We start from the raw sequence: 17575 nt of genomic DNA, 5'->3' as shown, positions 1-17575 counted from the left end.
AATGGCGGTTCGTCCCTCCTTTACCAGCAATATTTGCTCGTCCAACCTGTTATAGAACACAAAAAAAGAGCAAATGGATGAGTCCATTCGTTAATGAAATGTTGAAAACATATAATATAGTAGAAAAACGTCTTTTCGACATTTTTCACAAGATGTGGACAAATTACTGCACACCCTGTGAAAAAACTTTCCACAACTTATCCACAGTTTGTGGATAATGGATTGGCAGCCAATTTGTTATCAAGAGTTAAAACACAAATATAATATCAGAATAAGCGAGTGGTTGCAATGGTTGCGAGGAACTTATCCACACACTATACAAACTGTTGAAGAAATATTGTCCACAACGGTTAGTTTTGTGAAAATGTTGTCGATAATGACTGTGGATAGAAAAAACGAGGCGAAAGATATCCACATTGGCTTTTTTTCGCGTCGTTCATCCCATTTTCCCGCTTCCAAAAAAATCTTTTAAGCTAAAATTGAGGAAAAATGAAATTAGGGTTTCGAAGAAAATTGATATGTGTTATCCTATTATGGTGCAAAAAAGAAATGTGTGAGCGAAGTTGACAATGAACTGCTCATCCCAATATAATAAATTAGACTGTCTTTAACAGCTATTCCTCGAGGGAGGTGTCATACATGAAAAGAACATTTCAACCAAATAACCGTAAGCGCAGCAAAGTTCATGGCTTTCGCAGCCGTATGAGTTCTAAAAATGGACGTCTTGTATTAGCACGTCGTCGCCGCAAAGGAAGAAAAGTATTATCAGCTTAGGCCACTGAATAATGTCAGTGGTCTTTTTTACATAGAGGAATGACCAGGCCCATTTGCCAGCTTGTTATCGGAGTGAAAGAAGATATGAAAAAGCGAAATCGATTAAAGAAAAATGAAGATTTTCAAAAAGTATTTAAAAAAGGCAAATCGATGGCAAACCGGCAATATGTTTTATATGTGCTTCACCAGCCTGAGGCGAAAGAGTTTCGGGTGGGACTGTCGGTCAGCAAGAAAATCGGAAACGCAGTCGTGCGCAACCGGGTAAAGCGGCTGATTCGCCAGGTCATCCAGGAAGAGCGGGATCTATTAAAACAAGAAAATGACTACATTATCATCGCAAGAAAGCCTGCAGCTGAATTGTCATATGAAGAGACGAAAAAAAGTTTGCAGCATCTTTTCAGAAAGTCGTTTGTCTACCGGAAAAAACCGAATCAGCCATCATAGTCCGGGTTAAAAAGAAGTTATGGCCCCTCATTTTTAAGCGCTTCCTTTAGCTCCTGAAAAATGTCGTCGCCCATTCGGGGAGAAAGATGATAAAATACGAGAAAGTATGTCTTTTTAATGGTCATAACCGAAAAATACCGGTTGAGAATGAAGATTTAGGAGGAAATGTTGTTGAAGAGGCGAATTTTATTATTGTTCAGTATGATCGGCGTTATCGTGCTCTTAGCTGGATGTACGGAAATCAACCAGCCGATCACTGCAGAAAGCGAAGGGTTTTGGAACACGTATATCGTATACCCGTTGTCACAGCTGATTACTTATGTAGCAAATTTAACGAATGAAAACTTCGGACTCGCGATTATCATCGTCACGCTCTTAATCAGACTTTTAATTTTGCCGCTGATGATCAAGCAGACGAAGAGTTCGAAAGCGATGCAGGCTCTCCAGCCTGAAATGCAAAAACTTCGCGAAAAATACAGTTCTAAAGATCAAAAAACGCAGCAGAAGCTTCAACAGGAAACGATGGCTCTCATGCAAAAGCACGGGGTTAACCCGCTTGCCGGATGTTTCCCGATCTTAATTCAAATGCCGATTTTAATCGGATTCTATCATGCCATTATGAGAACGCGGGAAATCGCAGAACACAGCTTTTTATGGTTTGACCTTGGAGAGCGTGATCCGTATTTCATCTTGCCGATTCTCGCCGGTGTGTTCACATTCATTCAGCAAAAGCTGATGATGGCGGGAACAGCACAGCAAAATCCGCAGATGGCGATGATGCTTTGGCTGATGCCGATCATGATCGTTGTATTTGCGATCAGTTTCCCGGCGGCTCTTTCTCTGTACTGGGTAGTCGGTAACTTATTCATGATTGCTCAAACCTTCTTTATCAAAGGGCCTGATCTAAAGGCAGAGAGACAGGAAGCGACAGCCGGAGGAAAAAAATCCGGAGGTAAGAAAAAGTGAAGGAACTGACTGCTACTGGACGTACCGTCGATGAAGCAGTGCAATCCGGGCTTGAACAGCTAGGCCTTCATGCAGATGATGTCGAAGTCGATGTAGTTGATGAAGGGAAAAAGGGATTATTCGGCATTTTCGGTCATCGGTCTGCAGTCGTGAACATTCGGGAAAAAATAGACTCGGTTAAAGAAGCAAAACAGTATTTGGAAAATGTGATTTCGAATATGGGAATACAAGTCCAGGTGACGGCAGAAGAGGAGTCAAAACGAGTGGTTTTTCAGTTAAAAGGCGATAAAACAGCCCTTTTAATTGGAAAAAGGGGACAAACTTTAAATGCCCTTGAAACGCTGACGCAGCTCGTGCTCAATCGTCATTCCGACAGATATATCCAAGCGGTGGTTGACGCCGAAGGATACCGTGCAAAACGGAAGGAAACACTGGCTCAGCTGGCATTGAAGCTTGCTGACCAGGCGGCCAGGCAGAAAAAAGACATTCACCTGGAGCCGATGCCTTCCAGTGAGCGCAAGGTCATCCATGATACGCTTGCAGGCTACTCGCAGCATATCGAAACTTACTCTACCGGAGAAGACCATAACCGGCACCTTGTCATCTCATATAAAAAATAACATGAAAACCGAAGTTCCCAAAATTGGGACTTCGGTTTTTTGTCGTTGCAAAATCGCTGAATGCAGACAAAATCAGTTTAAGCTCTGGTTTTTTCGGTGTAAGCTGTTGATGAAAATGAAATTTAATTGTTATTCACATGTGGATAAGTTAAAGTAAGTAATGATGGCTTAGAACGGTTGTGGATAACGGTTCAAGTCACTTCCACTTCAATTGAAACTATGTTATCTTTAAATTTTGATTACAATAAAAGTTTTTCATCCATATACGATGTTTGGAAGATGACCCGGACAAATGGGGATAATAGATATAGGAATGAAAAAGAGAGGTGAAAGCCATGGATACCATCGCTGCGATTTCAACGCCGATGGGAGAAGGGGCGATTGCGATCGTCCGGATGAGCGGCCCTGAGGCTCTTGCGATCGCCGATAAAGTATATAAAGGACCTCGCGGAAAAAGGCTGAGTTCCGTCGATTCACATACGATTAACTACGGTCATATCGTTGATCCGGAAACGGAAAAAGTCGTGGAAGAAGTCATGGTTTCGGTCCTGAAAGCGCCGAAAACTTTTACGCGGGAAGATATTGTAGAAATCAACTGCCACGGCGGACTTGTGACCGTCAACCAGGTGCTTCAGCTCGTTTTGAGAGAGGGAGCGCGTCTGGCGGAACCGGGGGAATTTACGAAAAGAGCCTTTTTGAATGGAAGAATCGATCTTTCCCAGGCTGAAGCTGTCATGGATCTCATCAGGGCGAAAACAGACCGCGCTATGAATGTGGCCATGAATCAGATGGAAGGAAGGCTGTCTTCACTGATCAAACGGTTGAGAGCCGAGATTCTTGAAACATTGGCCCACGTTGAAGTGAATATTGACTATCCGGAATACGATGATGTCGAAGAAATGACGCACAAGATGCTGATTGAAAAGGCGACAAAGGTCAAAAAGGAAATCGAGGCGCTGCTGACGACTTCAGAGCAGGGTAAAATATTAAGAGAAGGAATCTCGACGGTTATCATCGGGCGGCCTAATGTCGGCAAGTCCTCGCTTTTAAACAGTCTCGTCCATGAGACAAAAGCGATTGTAACGGATATTCCGGGAACGACGCGGGATGTCATTGAAGAATATGTGAATGTCAGAGGCGTGCCGCTGCGTCTTGTCGATACAGCCGGGATACGCGAGACCGAAGACATCGTCGAGCGAATCGGCGTTGAACGTTCAAGACAGGTATTAAAAGAAGCCGACTTGATTTTGCTAGTCCTCAATTACAGCGAGCCCCTTTCAGAAGAAGACATCAAGCTCTTTGAAGCAACGAAGGGGATGGACATCATCGTCATCGTCAATAAGACCGATCTTGAGCAAAAGCTTGATCTTGATCGCGTTCGGGAATTGGCGGGGAATCAGCCTGTCGTCACGACCTCCTTATTGAAAGAGGAAGGGATTGATGAGCTGGAGGAAGCCATTCAATCGCTGTTTTTCACAGGCGCGATTGAGAGCGGCGACTTGACATATGTCAGCAATACAAGGCACATCTCACTGCTGCATGAGGCGAAGCGCGCTATCACTGACGCTTTGGAGGGCATCGAAAACGATGTGCCGATCGATATGGTTCAAATTGATTTAACAAGATGTTGGGAAGTTCTCGGGGAGATCATTGGCGATGCTGTACATGAAAGTCTGATCGACCAGCTCTTCTCTCAATTTTGCTTAGGAAAATAAAGGAGGAACAAAGCATATGGGCTATGAAGCAGGCCAATATGACGTCGTTGTCGTCGGCGCCGGCCACGCCGGTGTTGAAGCGGCGCTGGCGTCAGCCAGACAAGGCGCAAAAACGCTTGTCTTAACGATTAACCTTGATATGGTTGCTTTTATGCCATGTAACCCGTCTGTCGGCGGACCTGCAAAAGGAATCGTCGTCCGCGAAATCGATGCGCTCGGCGGGGAAATGGCTAAAAATATCGATAAAACTCATATCCAAATGAGGCTTTTAAATACAGGAAAAGGACCTGCCGTCCGGGCGCTGCGGGCTCAGGCTGACAAATTTCAATATCAGCACGAGATGAAAAAGACACTTGAGAATGAACCGAATTTGACCATGCTCCAAGGAATGGTCGAACGCCTTCTCATTGAAGACGGGGAATGCCGGGGCGTTGTAACCCAAACAGGGGCGGAGTACCGTTCTAAGACCGTTGTTCTGACGACGGGAACATTTTTGAGAGGGAAAATCATTCTTGGCGATCTGTCATACTCCAGTGGACCGAACAACCAGCAGCCGTCCATCAAGCTGTCTGAGCACCTTGAAGAGCTTGGCTTTGACCTCGTCCGCTTTAAAACAGGAACGCCGCCGCGGGTCAACAGCCATTCGATTGACTACAGCAAAACGGAAATTCAGCCCGGTGATGAAGTGCCGCGGGCCTTTTCGTATGAGACGGTGGAATATATTACAGACCAGCTTCCGTGCTGGCTCACATATACAAGTCCGGAAACGCACGAAATCATTGACAATAATCTGCATCGCTCACCGATGTACTCGGGCATGATCAAAGGAACGGGGCCGAGATATTGCCCGTCTATTGAAGACAAGGTCGTCCGCTTTAACGACAAGCCGAGACACCAGATCTTTCTTGAGCCTGAAGGGCGCAACACCCAGGAAGTCTATGTCCAGGGATTGTCGACAAGCCTTCCGGAAGATGTGCAGCGAAAAATGCTTTCAACTATTCCCGGTCTTGAAAATGTGCAAATGATGCGGGCAGGATACGCGATTGAATATGATGCGATCGTACCGACACAACTGTGGCCGACACTGGAAACGAAAAAAATTCCGGGACTCTTCACAGCCGGACAGATTAACGGAACATCAGGCTATGAAGAAGCGGCCGGACAGGGAATTATGGCCGGCATCAATGCGGGTCGGAAAGCGCTTGGCAAAGAAGAGGTCATTCTCAGCCGTTCTGACGCTTATATTGGTGTATTGATCGACGACCTTGTGACGAAGGGAACAAACGAACCGTACCGCCTGCTGACATCGCGTGCGGAGTACAGGCTGCTTCTGCGTCACGACAATGCAGACTTGCGCCTGACCGAGATCGGCTATCAGATCGGCTTGATTTCTGAAGAACGATATCAAAAGTTTCAAGAGAAAAAAGCGGCCATTGAAGCAGAGAAAAAACGTCTTCATTCTGTTATTATCAAACCGACAAAGGAAAATCAGGAATATATCCGTTCACTGGGCGGCAGCGAGCTCAAAGACGGCATTCGCGCGACCGACCTGATGAAGCGGCCGGAAATGAATTATGAAACCGTTACTGCTCTTGCGCCGCCTGAACAAGAAGTCGCCGGCGACGTTGCTGAACAGGTAGAAATTCAAATTAAGTATGAAGGATATATTGAAAAGTCCTTGCAGCAGGTCGAAAAACTAAAGAAAATGGAAAACAAAAAGATTCCTGACAGAATCGACTATGACGCGATCAAAGGCATTGCAACGGAAGCGCGCCAAAAATTGAAAGAGGTCAGACCGCTGTCTGTCGCACAAGCCTCACGGATTTCCGGCGTCAATCCTGCTGATATTTCCATTCTGCTCGTCTACTTAGAGCAGGGACGGATTGCCAAGGTTGCGGAATAGAAAGGGTGACGGCATGAACATTGAGCAATTTACAGCCGGTTTGGAGGAGAAAGGCATCTCCCTTTCCTCCTTCCAGCTGGAGCAATTTGAGACCTATTACGAATGGCTTGTTGAATGGAACGAAAAAATGAATTTAACCTCGATTACCGAGAAAAAAGAAGTGTACTTAAAGCATTTTTACGATTCCATCGCCGCTTCTTTTTACGTTGATTTCAAAAAGATGACAAGCCTCTGTGATGTTGGAGCGGGCGCCGGATTTCCAAGCCTTCCGCTTAAAATCTGCTTTCCGCACCTTCACGTCACAATCGTTGACTCACTGAACAAACGGATTCAATTTTTGAATCAGCTGTCAGATGCTTTGAAGCTGGAAAACACAGCTTTTTACCATGACCGCGCGGAAACATTCGGAAGATCGAAAGACCACAGAGAAAGATATGACGTCGTGACGGCTCGTGCTGTCGCCCGCCTTTCGGTTCTCAGCGAGCTTTGCCTTCCGCTTGTGAAAAAAGACGGCTTATTCGTAGCATTAAAAGCAGCTTCGGCTGATGAAGAAATTGAAACGGGCAAAAAAGCCATCAAAATGCTTGGAGGCAAAATTGAAACCGTACATTCTTTTCAGCTGCCAATAGAAGAAAGCGACAGAAACATCATTGTCATCAAAAAACAATCTCAGACACCGAAGAAATTTCCAAGAAAGCCTGGAACACCTAATAAATCTCCTATTGAAGGTTAAATTATTCGTTTTCTTCAAATTTCGTGATGTCACAGAAGGAAAATTCATGAGAAAATAGAATTATAAAAATGGCAGTGTTTAAAGGTGGTGTAGGTACATGAAGCATTCATTCTCTCGTCTCTTCGGACTTGGCGACAAGGAAGAAGAAGCAGAGATTGCTGAACATGATACGAATAAAGAAGAAATTCAAGAGATTCCAGTAGGCGATATAATTCCTAACCGTTTTCAGCCGCGCACCATTTTCTCAGAAGAAAAAATTAAAGAATTAGCTGCAACCATTCATACACACGGCATTATCCAGCCGATTGTCGTCAGAAAAACAGAGCGGGAAGGCCAATATGAACTCATAGCCGGAGAGCGGCGCTGGCGGGCGGTTCAAACGCTCGATTGGGAGAAGGTTCCCGCTATTATTAAGGATTTTTCAGATACGGAGACCGCTTCTGTCGCTCTTATCGAAAACCTTCAGAGGGAAGAATTATCTTCAATTGAAGAGGCGCATGCTTATGCAAGACTTTTAGAGCTTCACGATTTGACACAGGAAGCTCTTGCACAAAGGCTTGGAAAGGGCCAGTCAACAATCGCCAATAAGCTCAGACTGTTGAAGCTTCCGGATGAGGTGCAGGAAGCGATCTTGAAAAAAGAAATTTCAGAGCGCCATGCAAGAGCGCTCATACCATTGAAACAGCCAGACCTTCAGGTCAAGCTGTTACATGAAGTCATTGAAAAGAATTTAAATGTAAAGCAAACCGAAGACCGTGTCGTCAAAATGCTTGAGCAGGATAAACGCAAGCCGAAACCAAAGAGAAAAGCTTACAGCAGGGACGCGAGGATCGCGATGAATACGATTCGACAGTCCTTATCAATGGTGGAAGACAGCGGCGTCAAACTGAATACGGAAGAAGAGGAATTTGAAGAATATATTCAGTTTACGATCCGGATACCGAAATAAAAGCTCCCTATAGAGCTTTTATTTTTTTAGGCAAAATATCTATGGGGGAGCGTCTATGGAATATTATCGACAATATCATTCATTGCTTTTTTCAATTGCTTATCGTATGCTCGGGTCTTTGCAAGATGCAGAGGACATCGTCCAAGAATTGTTCGCAGACCTTCAGGAAAAAGATATCAGTCAAATTGACCATATTCAAGCATATTTGACGAAATCGATCACAAACCGCTGCATAAATGAACTGCAGTCTGCCCGCAAGAAAAGAGAGGTATATATCGGGGAATGGCTTCCGGAACCGCAGGTGGCGCTTTCAGCTCAAAGTCCGGCTGAGTACGTTGAAGAAAAAGAAAAGGTTTCCTATGCTTTTCTGGTAGTCATGAGCCGATTAAATCCTGTAGAAAGGGCCGTTTTGTTGTTTAGGGAAGTATTTGGGTATCATTATAAGGAAATTTCGTCCATTATCGGGAAGTCGGAAGCGAACTGCCGTAAAATCCACAGCCGGCTGAAACAGAAATTAAACGGGGAAATTTCAGTATTATCACAGCCGGTTGAAGAACAGCAATTGGCCCGGCTGTTTATCGAATCAGCGAGAACCGGTAATTTTGAGGAGTTTTCCAAGAAATTGATTGAAGATGCCGTTTTGTATACAGATGGCGGCGGAAAAGTACGCAGCGCTTTGAGACCGATCTATGGAAAGAGCCGCATTTATGCGTTTTTTACGGGAGTTGTTTCAAAGGGAAGCTTTTCCGGCCGCTTTATGTCTGTCGATATCAACGGCCAAAAGGGCGTTTTGATCATGAAAAACAACCGCCCGGCTTACGCCGTTTGCTTTGCTTGGAATCCGGAAGGCGATTCCGTCAAAAATGTGTTTATCGTGTCAAATCCCGATAAACTGAAGCACATTAAAATATAACGTTTTCTGTCACAAACACCGTTCCTCACTTGTTATATAAGTGAAACACTTAAAGGAGGAATAGACATGGAAACGAGATTTCTAATGGAAAAAGTAAACCCTGAGGGCTACAGAGGAATGCTGGAGCTTGAAAAAGCGCAGGCTTCTTCAGGCATTGACCCCATCTTAAAGGAACTGATCAAAATCCGGGCTTCACAGCTGAACGGATGTGCTTTCTGCTTAAATATGCATACGAAGGATGCAAGGCAGAACGGTGAGACGGAACAGCGGATATATGCGCTTAATGCGTGGCGGGAAGCGCCTTTTTTCACGGAAAAAGAGCGGGCAGTATTGGCGCTGACCGAAGCCGTTACGCGAATCGGCGAGCACGGGCTGCCGGATGAAGTATACGACGAAGTCAGGACCCATTTTTCAGAAGCTGAAACAGCCGAACTGATTATGGCAGCCGTCACGATAAATGCCTGGAACAGGATTGCTATTGCCACCCGGAAAATGCCCGCAGCAGATTGATTGAAGTCCCCCCTAACAGAGGGGGATTTTTTATATTAATATAATATTAAAACTATCTTTCACTTCATTTGAACGTTTCTTCTCTTTTTTCTGAGATAAAAAAATGGTCTCTTTATGTCGAAAAATAAACAAAACGGCTCTCTTTCAAAAAACAAAAATTCAAAAAAAGCAAACGGCCGATTCTTTTTTTGTTAAAATAGAGAAATGAGAGAAACTTGTTCAATGTGAAAGTAGGTGACATTGTGGGGAAAATTATTGCGATCACAAACCAAAAAGGTGGCGTTGGCAAAACGACAACTTCCGTTAACCTGGGAGCTTGTTTAGCTTACATCGGGAAAAGGGTTTTGTTAGTCGACATAGACCCGCAAGGAAACGCAACAAGCGGTATCGGCGTTGAAAAGGCTGATGTTGATCAATGTGTGTACGATATATTAGTAGATGATGCAGATGTGAAAGATGTCATCAAAACAACATCCGTAGAAAACTTGGATGTCATTCCTGCAACGATTCAGCTTGCGGGGGCGGAAATTGAACTCGTTCCGACCATTTCCCGCGAAGTCCGGCTGAAAAGGGCTTTGGAATCCGTCAAACAAAACTATGATTTCATGATTATTGACTGCCCGCCGTCATTAGGGCTGCTTACAATCAATGCGCTTACGGCTTCCGATTCCGTCGTGATTCCGGTCCAGTGCGAATATTATGCGCTGGAAGGGCTGAGCCAATTGCTCAACTCGGTTCGGCTCGTGCAAAAACATTTAAATACGGATCTGATGATAGACGGTGTATTGCTGACAATGCTTGATGCAAGAACGAATTTAGGCATACAGGTCATCGAAGAAGTGAAAAAGTACTTTCGCGATAAAGTATACCAAACGGTTATCCCCCGGAATGTCCGGCTCAGTGAAGCACCGAGTCATGGAAAGCCGATCATTTTATATGATCCTCGTTCCAGAGGAGCGGAAGTCTATTTAGAATTAGCAAAGGAAGTGGCTGCGAATGCCTAAAGGTCTCGGAAAAGGGATTAATGCATTGTTTTCAAATGTTGATTTATCCGAAGAAACGGTTGAGGAAATCAAGCTGCAAGACTTGCGGCCCAACCCTTATCAGCCAAGAAAAACGTTTGATGACCAATCGTTAAAAGATTTGAAGGAGTCCATTTTACAACACGGTGTTTTGCAGCCCATCATTGTCAGAAAGTCAATTAAAGGCTATGACATTGTAGCCGGAGAACGCCGCTTCCGGGCTGCTGAAAAAGCCGGATTGGAAACCATTCCTGCGATTGTGCGCGAGCTGTCCGAATCCCTGATGATGGAGATTGCCCTATTGGAAAATCTTCAACGAGAAGACCTGTCTCCGCTTGAAGAAGCAAAAGCCTATGAATCTTTGCTTAAACATCTCGATATGACCCAGGAACAACTGGCAAAAAGACTTGGAAAAAGCAGGCCTCACATCGCCAACCACTTGCGGCTGCTGACACTTCCTGAAGACGTCCAAAAGTTAATCGACAACGGGACGTTATCGATGGGCCATGGCCGAACATTGCTTGGATTGAAAAACAAGAAAAAGCTTGAGCCGCTTGTTCAAAAGGTCGTGTCCGAACAGCTGAACGTCCGCCAGCTTGAAAAGTTAATTCAACAGTTGAATGCTGATGTTCCACGTGAAACAAAGAAACCGAAACAAGTGAAAGATGCAGTGATCAAAGAACGGGAATCGTATTTGCGAAACTATTTTGGAACCCCGGTGACCATTAAAAAGCAAAAGAAAAAAGGCAGAATCGAAATCGAATTCTACTCAAATGAAGACTTGGAGCGCATTCTTGAATTGCTGGCTCAAGAAGACGCATAAGCTTAAAAACCATCTGATCATATACAGATGGTTTTTTTTATGACATCCTTCCGGTCATTCTTTGAATTGGTGACACATGGCGCCGCTGCCATTCTGCTTTCTCCAGATGAGACAGCCCGTCAGCAAGCACATTTGCCATGCTCATGACAAGATTGAGCCTTGTATTTTGCAGGACAAAATACTCCATAAAGCCGCTGACATTGACAATTCCGTTAATATGCACGTGGCCGACTTCGGGCAGGCTTTTCTGAACGCCTGCTCCCGGCTTCAAAGGCCCTTTGCCGATTTGAAAAGATCCTACGCTTTTGGTTCGTCCAAGACAGGCATCGATCGCGATCATAAATGGATTTTGATGCTGCTGCTGAATATGATCAAGCTTTTCATTTAAGTTCACGGCATGAACCGGATCGGAAAGCGTTCCATAGACATGAAAACGTGTCAGCTGTTTTGCGGAGAGTTTCATTCCTACGAGGGGACCGAGCGAATCTCCGGTAGAGCGATCTGTACCGATGCAAACGATCACGATCGGCCGGTCTCCGGCTTCCTTTAAATAGACGGAAAGGACTTTCTCTATTTGTTTCACAGCTAGCGGATCCGAATGAGAAATATATTCATTTATTGGTTCTTGAGAAAAAATTCCGCCTTTTCGATTCATAGGCTTCACATCCTTGTCATCATGGTAACAGCAGTGTCTTGGTGAGTTTTTCGAGTATGAATGGTTGTTTACAGTATATCCAGCTGTCTCTTTTTTTATGCTTTGGAGGAATCGATTTGGCCAGCCGAAAAAAATACTTTACTAAGAGAAAACACGATATTTCATTTTATTATATTGATATAATATATTTATTTAAAGGAGAAAAGTCGAAAGGGGTTTCATGAATTTTTATAGAGGACCGGCAATATAGTGTCATGAGCGGAGAAACAAGCTTAAAAACTATATTGTTGGGGTGAGCAAATCGTGTGGAGAGCCGGGATGAAGTGGATGCTTCTTATTTTGGGAAGCTTAATAGGTGCGGGATATGCATCCGGCCAGGAAATATGGCAGTTTTTTGGTGATGAAAGCGGACTGGCTATCCTGTTGTTTACGATCATGTTCAGCCTGTCAACCTATATTGTGATGAAGATCAGTTATGAACAAAAGTCAGAGCATTTTCTGCCTGTCCTCGAAACATTAATCGGTCCGCTGCTGGCTAAAGTATACGATGTGCTGATCATCCTGTATTTGTTTACGACTACGATTGTGATGATTGCAGGAGGCGGGGTAACACTGCAAATCTTTCATATCCCGTTTTGGACGGGCGTCATCTTGTTTTGTCTATGCACAGGCTTGTTGTTTTTCTGGGGGCTTAATGGCATATTGTCCGTTAACAGCTATTTAATCCCGATTTTGGTGTCTGGGCTGCTGTATGCGCTGATTTCTTTTCAAACAGCTCACCATCAGCCGTGGCTGCTCAATTTGACTCATCAATACAACTGGCCTGCCGGCATCGCATTCACTTCCCTGAACATATTATCTGTTGTCGCTGTATTATCTGCGGTCGGCAAAGAGATGAAGGGAGTCGGAGAGGCGAAGATTGCCAGCATATTAAGCGGCCTGGTGTTTGGCGCTATTTCATACATGTATAATGAAACCCTTGTAGAGCTTGCCGGTGAACTGGCCCATTATGAAATTCCTTTATTCGCGGTTTTGGAGGGCGCGCCTTTTCCGATTTTTATTTTTATGACGGCTGTTCTTTGCGTCGCGATCTACACAACGACGATCTCAAGCATTCTCGGGCTGTCCAGCCGTTTTTTGTCATTTGTGAACTGGCCGAGATGGGTGATCGTCCTCCTGCTTCTCTCGATCATGGTGCCTTTTACGTCAATCGGCTTTTCAAATTTAATCGCTTTTTTATATCCAATTTACGGATTATTAAATTTGTATTTATTGGTAAATATATTACTTTATCCGATTTTAAGTAAATGGAAATAAATATATTTATGATTGTGAAGAATTGCTCTTTCGCCGTGGTTTTTTGTACAATAGGATCACAACAAGGAAGCAAAGAGGTGAACGATGTTGGCCGATAAAGAATTTGGCCTGAATGACGTGGTCGAAATGAAAAAGCCGCATCCCTGCGGGGCGAACCGCTGGAAGATTATTCGGATGGGAATGGATATCCGGATCAAGTGCGAGGGCTGTTCACACAGCGTCATGATCCCGCGCAAAGAGTTTCAAAGAAAGCTGAAAAAGATATTAGTTAAGCATGAGGAGTCCGAAACTTAATCTTAGCGGACCCCCTCGTGCTTTTTTTTTCGATCTCAAGGAAAAATGAATTTTCACCTAGTTTGCATGATTGAAAAGCAAGTTTTGTCAGCTTGTCTTTTACTGTAATCATCCTTATAATTGTTGCAGGTTTAACATTTACGACTACACATGGATGTTCATTATAGAGGAGATGAAACAATGGCTTTAACAGCTGGGATTGTTGGTTTGCCTAACGTTGGGAAATCAACCTTATTTAATGCAATTACTCAGGCCGGGGCAGAATCGGCCAACTACCCGTTTTGTACGATTGATCCAAACGTCGGAATCGTAGAGGTGCCTGATGAGCGTCTGCAAAAGCTGACAGAACTCGTCAATCCGAAGAAGACGGTCCCTACTGCATTTGAATTCACCGATATCGCCGGCATTGTAAAAGGAGCATCAAAAGGAGAAGGGCTCGGAAACAAGTTCCTGTCCCACATCCGCCAAGTAGACGCGATCTGCCACGTAGTCCGCTGTTTTGCCGATGACAATATCACACACGTGTCCGGAAAAGTAGATCCGATTTCGGATATTGAGACGATCAACCTTGAGCTGATACTGGCTGACCTGGAAACCGTTGAGAAGCGGATCGGGCGGGTCGGAAAGATGGCCAAGCAAAAAGACAAAGAAGCCGTGTTTGAATTTGAGATTTTGACAAAGTTAAAAGAGGCGTTTGAACAGGAAAAGCCGGCCCGCTCTGTCGAGTTCTCGGAAGAGCAGCAAAAGGTGTTGAAGCAGCTTCATCTGCTGACGACAAAACCTGTCTTATATGTAGCAAATGTCAGCGAAGATGAAGTGGCTGATCCTTCAGGAAACGAGTACGTCCAGAAGGTCCGCGAATTTGCTGCTGCTGAAAACGCGGAAGTCATCGTTGTCTGCGCCAAGATTGAGTCCGAAATCGCAGAGCTTGAAGGCGAAGAGAAGGCGATGTTCCTTGAAGAACTTGGCATCGAAGAATCCGGTCTGGATCAGCTGATTAAAGCGTCCTACTCCCTCCTTGGACTTGCCACTTATTTTACAGCGGGAGAACAGGAAGTCAGAGCTTGGACATTTAAAAAAGGAATGAAAGCCCCTGAATGTGCGGGCATCATCCATACGGACTTTGAACGCGGATTTATTCGTGCGGAAACAGTCGCTTACTGCGATCTGCTGGAGGCGGGAAGCATGGCCGCAGCAAAAGAGGCCGGAAAAGTCCGCCTTGAAGGGAAAGAATACATTGTTAAAGACGGCGATGTCATTCATTTCCGTTTCAATGTATAACGCAGTTGAAATAGGACAAGAGCTTTGATATAATATAAAATTGTGAGTAATAGGATTATTGCTCCTTGCCCAATATAATGGGCCGCTTAGTCCAAAAGGAGGTGCAAATACAAATGAGAAAGTACGAAATCATGTACATCATCCGCCCAGACGTTGATGAAGAGTCTAAAAAGGCTGTTGTTGAGCGTTTTAACAACATTTTAACAACTAACGGTGCGGAGGTCACTGAAACAAAAGATTGGGGAAAACGCCGTCTTGCATACGAAATCAACGATTTCCGCGACGGATTCTACCAAATCTTAAACGTTCAAGCTGGTGCTGAAGCAGTTCAAGAATTTGACCGTTTAGCTAAAATCAGTGATGACATCATTCGCCACATCGTGGTTAAAGAAGAAGAATAAACAGAATTGAATTATATACTCTAAAGCAAAAGGATGGTCTCTCAATATGCTTAACCGAGTTGTTTTAGTCGGCAGACTGACAAAGGACCCAGAGCTTCGTTATACTCCTAGCGGTGCAGCTGTTGCCACCTTTACGCTTGCTGTCAATCGTACGTTTACGAATCAGCAGGGTGAACGTGAAGCTGATTTCATCAACTGTGTTGTCTGGAGAAGACAAGCCGAAAACGTTGCAAATTTCCTTAAAAAAGGAAGTCTTGCGGGTGTAGATGGACGTTTGCAAACGCGCAGCTATGAAAATCAGCAGGGACAGCGTGTATACGTCACGGAAGTTCAAGCTGAAAGTGTTCAATTTCTGGAGCCTAAAGGCGGCGGTTCTGGTTCCGGCGGTTACAGCGGAGGCCAGGGAGGCCAACACTTTGGCGGCGGACAGAATGAACCGGCTCCATTCGGCGGCAATCAAAACAATCAGAATCGCAATCAAGGCAACAGCTTCAATGACGATCCATTCGCAAACGATGGAAAGCCGATTGACATCTCTGATGACGACTTGCCATTTTAATGGATGACGGACGAATAAAAAAACAGAATAGAAAGGAGGGAAATAACGATGGCAGGAGGACGCAGAGGCGGTCGTGCGAAACGCCGTAAGGTGTGTTATTTCACTTCTAACGGCATTACGCACATCGACTACAAAGATGTAGATCTTCTTAGAAAATTTATCTCTGAGCGCGGTAAAATCTTACCACGCCGTGTAACAGGAACAAGCGCGAAATACCAACGTAAATTGACTGTTGCAATCAAACGCGCTCGTCAAATGGCTTTACTTCCATACGTAGCAGGCGAGTAAGCCGATAAAAGGAACAAGACCCAATACGGTCTTGTTCTTTTTTTATTTATCAAAAGCCGGGTCGTTTCCAGCAGCATTCAGGTTTCCTGCTTGCTAATCTGAATCCGTTTGATATCACCGAGGACTGCAAGGTAGAACACGAGCCCAAGCAGTAATACAAATCCGGCTACTAAAAAGCTGAGCGTAAATGAACCGGTCACATCGACCAGATAACCCGTTAATGAAACCGCGATAATCCCACCGAATAAGTTATTTGCCAAATTGACCATTGAGCTGAGCAGAGAGATGGAACCAACCGGTGCGATATCAGCTGATATCGACCAGCCGACAGGCGCCGTCGCAGATATTCCGGCTAAGCCGACGGAAATGCAGATAATCGCAATCGTGATGTTGTGCGTAAAAACAGCTCCCAAAAAGGCAAATCCAAGGCTCATGCCGATTACGATAACGGTCTGGTATACCTTTGTATTCGAATGCCCCTTTTGAATTAAAAAATCGACGAGCCACCCGCCCACAACGATTCCGGAAATCGTCGATATCAGCCAGGGAACCGCTGTAAACAGCCCCGACGACATAATATCCATTCCGTATGTTTCTTTAAAGAAAGTCGGTAGCCAGGTTAAAAGCAGGTTGAATGTATAGCCGTAACCCGTGAATCCGATCATCAGCCCCCATGCTTTACGGTTTGTCAGCATCGCTTTTAAAGCAATGAGCGTCCGTGCTGAGATGTCTTCCTCTGATACGGCATTATGCTTTTGAATATAATGGAGCTCTTCTTTTGAGATTCGTTTGTGCCGATCGGGCTGTTCATAATACAACCAGAAAAATACGGTGAACAGTACATTGATGATTCCGATCGTTAAAAAAGCGGCTCGCCAGTCAAATGTCGTGACTAAAAAGGCAACAAGAGGTGCGCCGATGACATTCGCGAACTTGGCTGCCGAGTCAAACAGGGAATTGGCAAGGCCGCGCTCATTTGGCGGAAACCATAAGGCCGTGGCTTTGGACGCGGCAGGAAAAGCTGAAGCACTCGTCAGCCCGATTAAAAACCTGACAATATAAAGAAGCAGTTTCCCCTGTAAAAAAGCTAATATAATGGTTAGAAAACTCCATACAGTCATCCCGATCCTTGTCACCCAGGCAACGCCGTACTTATCCAAGAGACTCCCGACCGGAATCTGCATCAGCGTGTATGAGTAGGTATAGATGGAAAAGACGATGCCTAATTGGGTTGCCGTCAATTGAAAGGATTCCTGTATCGCAGGAGCTGCGACTGAAATGGCAACACGGTCAAAGTAATTTAAAATGATCATGCTGCTTAATAAAGAAGAAATATACCATCTTGTATGCCCAGGTCGTTTTTCCAGCTCTTGCGCCATGTTGAAACCTCCTCTAATGATTAGATTGG

20 protein-coding genes are annotated in these 17575 nt (G+C 44.7%); 18 read left to right on the top strand and 2 right to left on the bottom strand.

The features are described 5' to 3' along the window. The first annotated feature begins 639 nt into the window (after positions 1 to 639). From rpmH to MKX80_RS22210, 12 genes are all read left to right on the top strand, one after another. On the top strand, positions 640 to 774 hold the full coding sequence (gene rpmH / locus MKX80_RS22265) for a 50S ribosomal protein L34 (protein WP_003178075.1): 135 nt from the start codon (positions 640 to 642) through the stop codon (positions 772 to 774). Positions 775 to 858: 84 nt separating this feature from the next. Next, entirely contained in the window at positions 859 to 1218 is a 360-nt protein-coding gene (rnpA, locus tag MKX80_RS22260) for a ribonuclease P protein component (RefSeq protein ID WP_020453656.1), read from the top strand. A gap of 165 nt (positions 1219 to 1383) precedes the next feature. Beyond that, positions 1384 to 2184 (top strand): YidC family membrane integrase SpoIIIJ, encoded by an 801-nt coding sequence (gene spoIIIJ, locus MKX80_RS22255; protein ID WP_154996115.1) that lies wholly within the window; start codon positions 1384 to 1386, stop codon positions 2182 to 2184. Beyond that, entirely contained in the window at positions 2181 to 2804 is a 624-nt protein-coding gene (gene jag, locus MKX80_RS22250; protein WP_268342823.1) for an RNA-binding cell elongation regulator Jag/EloR, read from the top strand. The genes spoIIIJ and jag overlap by 4 nt, the downstream gene beginning before the upstream one ends. Before the next feature lie 335 nt (positions 2805 to 3139). Beyond that, positions 3140 to 4519 carry a tRNA uridine-5-carboxymethylaminomethyl(34) synthesis GTPase MnmE gene (mnmE, locus tag MKX80_RS22245; protein ID WP_154996113.1) on the top strand — a complete coding sequence of 460 codons (1380 nt, stop codon included), beginning with the start codon at positions 3140 to 3142 and terminating at the stop codon, positions 4517 to 4519. A gap of 16 nt (positions 4520 to 4535) precedes the next feature. Continuing rightward, positions 4536 to 6422: a tRNA uridine-5-carboxymethylaminomethyl(34) synthesis enzyme MnmG gene (gene mnmG, locus MKX80_RS22240; RefSeq protein WP_154996111.1), complete on the top strand. Its 1887-nt coding sequence runs from the start codon at positions 4536 to 4538 to the stop codon at positions 6420 to 6422. Between the two features lie 13 nt (positions 6423 to 6435). Next, on the top strand, positions 6436 to 7155 hold the full coding sequence (gene rsmG, locus MKX80_RS22235) for a 16S rRNA (guanine(527)-N(7))-methyltransferase RsmG (RefSeq protein WP_154996109.1): 720 nt from the start codon (positions 6436 to 6438) through the stop codon (positions 7153 to 7155). Positions 7156 to 7252: 97 nt separating this feature from the next. Next, the gene (gene noc / locus MKX80_RS22230; RefSeq protein WP_154996107.1) at positions 7253 to 8104 is read left to right on the top strand and encodes a nucleoid occlusion protein; all 852 of its coding nucleotides are present in this window, start codon (positions 7253 to 7255) and stop codon (positions 8102 to 8104) included. A gap of 55 nt (positions 8105 to 8159) precedes the next feature. Continuing rightward, positions 8160 to 9017, top strand: coding sequence for an RNA polymerase sigma-70 factor (locus MKX80_RS22225; RefSeq protein WP_268310617.1), 858 nt, complete (start codon positions 8160 to 8162; stop codon positions 9015 to 9017). A 66-nt stretch (positions 9018 to 9083) separates the two neighbouring features. Next, positions 9084 to 9527 (top strand): carboxymuconolactone decarboxylase family protein, encoded by a 444-nt coding sequence (locus tag MKX80_RS22220; RefSeq protein ID WP_182069623.1) that lies wholly within the window; start codon positions 9084 to 9086, stop codon positions 9525 to 9527. Between the two features lie 242 nt (positions 9528 to 9769). Continuing rightward, the gene (soj, locus tag MKX80_RS22215; RefSeq protein ID WP_020453647.1) at positions 9770 to 10531 is read left to right on the top strand and encodes a sporulation initiation inhibitor protein Soj; all 762 of its coding nucleotides are present in this window, start codon (positions 9770 to 9772) and stop codon (positions 10529 to 10531) included. After that, positions 10524 to 11372 (top strand): ParB/RepB/Spo0J family partition protein, encoded by an 849-nt coding sequence (locus MKX80_RS22210; protein WP_003178034.1) that lies wholly within the window; start codon positions 10524 to 10526, stop codon positions 11370 to 11372. The genes soj and MKX80_RS22210 overlap by 8 nt, the downstream gene beginning before the upstream one ends. Before the next feature lie 37 nt (positions 11373 to 11409). On the opposite strand, the gene yyaC is transcribed toward MKX80_RS22210, so the two are convergent. Further along, the gene (gene yyaC, locus MKX80_RS22205; protein ID WP_154996101.1) at positions 11410 to 12027 is read right to left on the bottom strand and encodes a spore protease YyaC; all 618 of its coding nucleotides are present in this window, start codon (positions 12025 to 12027) and stop codon (positions 11410 to 11412) included. A gap of 303 nt (positions 12028 to 12330) precedes the next feature. Here yyaC and MKX80_RS22200 point away from each other — a divergent pair, with 303 nt between their 5' ends. The 6 genes from MKX80_RS22200 to rpsR all read left to right on the top strand — a co-directional run bounded on the left by MKX80_RS22200 (position 12331) and on the right by rpsR (position 16167). Beyond that, entirely contained in the window at positions 12331 to 13344 is a 1014-nt protein-coding gene (locus tag MKX80_RS22200; RefSeq protein WP_154996099.1) for a GerAB/ArcD/ProY family transporter, read from the top strand. A gap of 87 nt (positions 13345 to 13431) precedes the next feature. Beyond that, a complete protein-coding gene (locus MKX80_RS22195; protein ID WP_154996123.1) occupies positions 13432 to 13638 on the top strand; it encodes a DUF951 domain-containing protein in 207 nt (68 codons plus the stop codon). A 180-nt stretch (positions 13639 to 13818) separates the two neighbouring features. Further along, the gene (ychF, locus tag MKX80_RS22190; protein ID WP_268310616.1) at positions 13819 to 14919 is read left to right on the top strand and encodes a redox-regulated ATPase YchF; all 1101 of its coding nucleotides are present in this window, start codon (positions 13819 to 13821) and stop codon (positions 14917 to 14919) included. A gap of 113 nt (positions 14920 to 15032) precedes the next feature. Beyond that, positions 15033 to 15320 (top strand): 30S ribosomal protein S6, encoded by a 288-nt coding sequence (rpsF, locus tag MKX80_RS22185; RefSeq protein ID WP_020453642.1) that lies wholly within the window; start codon positions 15033 to 15035, stop codon positions 15318 to 15320. A gap of 46 nt (positions 15321 to 15366) precedes the next feature. Then, positions 15367 to 15879 (top strand): single-stranded DNA-binding protein SsbA, encoded by a 513-nt coding sequence (gene ssbA, locus MKX80_RS22180; protein WP_154996095.1) that lies wholly within the window; start codon positions 15367 to 15369, stop codon positions 15877 to 15879. A 48-nt stretch (positions 15880 to 15927) separates the two neighbouring features. Then, positions 15928 to 16167, top strand: a complete 240-nt coding sequence (gene rpsR, locus MKX80_RS22175; RefSeq protein ID WP_003178022.1) for a 30S ribosomal protein S18 — start codon at positions 15928 to 15930, stop codon at positions 16165 to 16167. A 77-nt stretch (positions 16168 to 16244) separates the two neighbouring features. Here the strand turns inward: rpsR and MKX80_RS22170 are convergent, their stop codons facing one another. Next, on the bottom strand, positions 16245 to 17546 hold the full coding sequence (locus tag MKX80_RS22170; protein ID WP_154996093.1) for an MFS transporter: 1302 nt from the start codon (positions 17544 to 17546) through the stop codon (positions 16245 to 16247). Between the last annotated feature and the right edge of the window lie 29 nt (positions 17547 to 17575).

Origin of the sequence: Bacillus sp. FSL K6-0972 (assembly GCF_037976035.1) — a bacterium.
Lineage (GTDB): Bacteria > Bacillota > Bacilli > Bacillales > Bacillaceae > Bacillus > Bacillus haynesii.
Note: the sequence above shows the minus strand (reverse complement) of the source record. Positions and strands in the feature narration are given on the sequence as shown.

What these genes read in the sequence shown, in the direction of transcription:
- rpmH (WP_003178075.1), top strand. Translation starts at nt 640, where the DNA reads ATGAAAAGAACATTTCAACCAAATAACCGTAAGCGCAGCAAAGTTCAT.
- rnpA (WP_020453656.1), top strand. Translation starts at nt 859, where the DNA reads ATGAAAAAGCGAAATCGATTAAAGAAAAATGAAGATTTTCAAAAAGTA.
- spoIIIJ (WP_154996115.1), top strand. Translation starts at nt 1,384, where the DNA reads ATGTTGTTGAAGAGGCGAATTTTATTATTGTTCAGTATGATCGGCGTT.
- mnmE (WP_154996113.1), top strand. Translation starts at nt 3,140, where the DNA reads ATGGATACCATCGCTGCGATTTCAACGCCGATGGGAGAAGGGGCGATT.
- mnmG (WP_154996111.1), top strand. Translation starts at nt 4,536, where the DNA reads ATGGGCTATGAAGCAGGCCAATATGACGTCGTTGTCGTCGGCGCCGGC.
- rsmG (WP_154996109.1), top strand. Translation starts at nt 6,436, where the DNA reads ATGAACATTGAGCAATTTACAGCCGGTTTGGAGGAGAAAGGCATCTCC.
- noc (WP_154996107.1), top strand. Translation starts at nt 7,253, where the DNA reads ATGAAGCATTCATTCTCTCGTCTCTTCGGACTTGGCGACAAGGAAGAA.
- MKX80_RS22225 (WP_268310617.1), top strand. Translation starts at nt 8,160, where the DNA reads ATGGAATATTATCGACAATATCATTCATTGCTTTTTTCAATTGCTTAT.
- MKX80_RS22220 (WP_182069623.1), top strand. Translation starts at nt 9,084, where the DNA reads ATGGAAACGAGATTTCTAATGGAAAAAGTAAACCCTGAGGGCTACAGA.
- MKX80_RS22210 (WP_003178034.1), top strand. Translation starts at nt 10,524, where the DNA reads ATGCCTAAAGGTCTCGGAAAAGGGATTAATGCATTGTTTTCAAATGTT.
- yyaC (WP_154996101.1), bottom strand. Translation starts at nt 12,027, where the DNA reads ATGAATCGAAAAGGCGGAATTTTTTCTCAAGAACCAATAAATGAATAT.
- ychF (WP_268310616.1), top strand. Translation starts at nt 13,819, where the DNA reads ATGGCTTTAACAGCTGGGATTGTTGGTTTGCCTAACGTTGGGAAATCA.
- rpsF (WP_020453642.1), top strand. Translation starts at nt 15,033, where the DNA reads ATGAGAAAGTACGAAATCATGTACATCATCCGCCCAGACGTTGATGAA.
- ssbA (WP_154996095.1), top strand. Translation starts at nt 15,367, where the DNA reads ATGCTTAACCGAGTTGTTTTAGTCGGCAGACTGACAAAGGACCCAGAG.
- rpsR (WP_003178022.1), top strand. Translation starts at nt 15,928, where the DNA reads ATGGCAGGAGGACGCAGAGGCGGTCGTGCGAAACGCCGTAAGGTGTGT.
- MKX80_RS22170 (WP_154996093.1), bottom strand. Translation starts at nt 17,546, where the DNA reads ATGGCGCAAGAGCTGGAAAAACGACCTGGGCATACAAGATGGTATATT.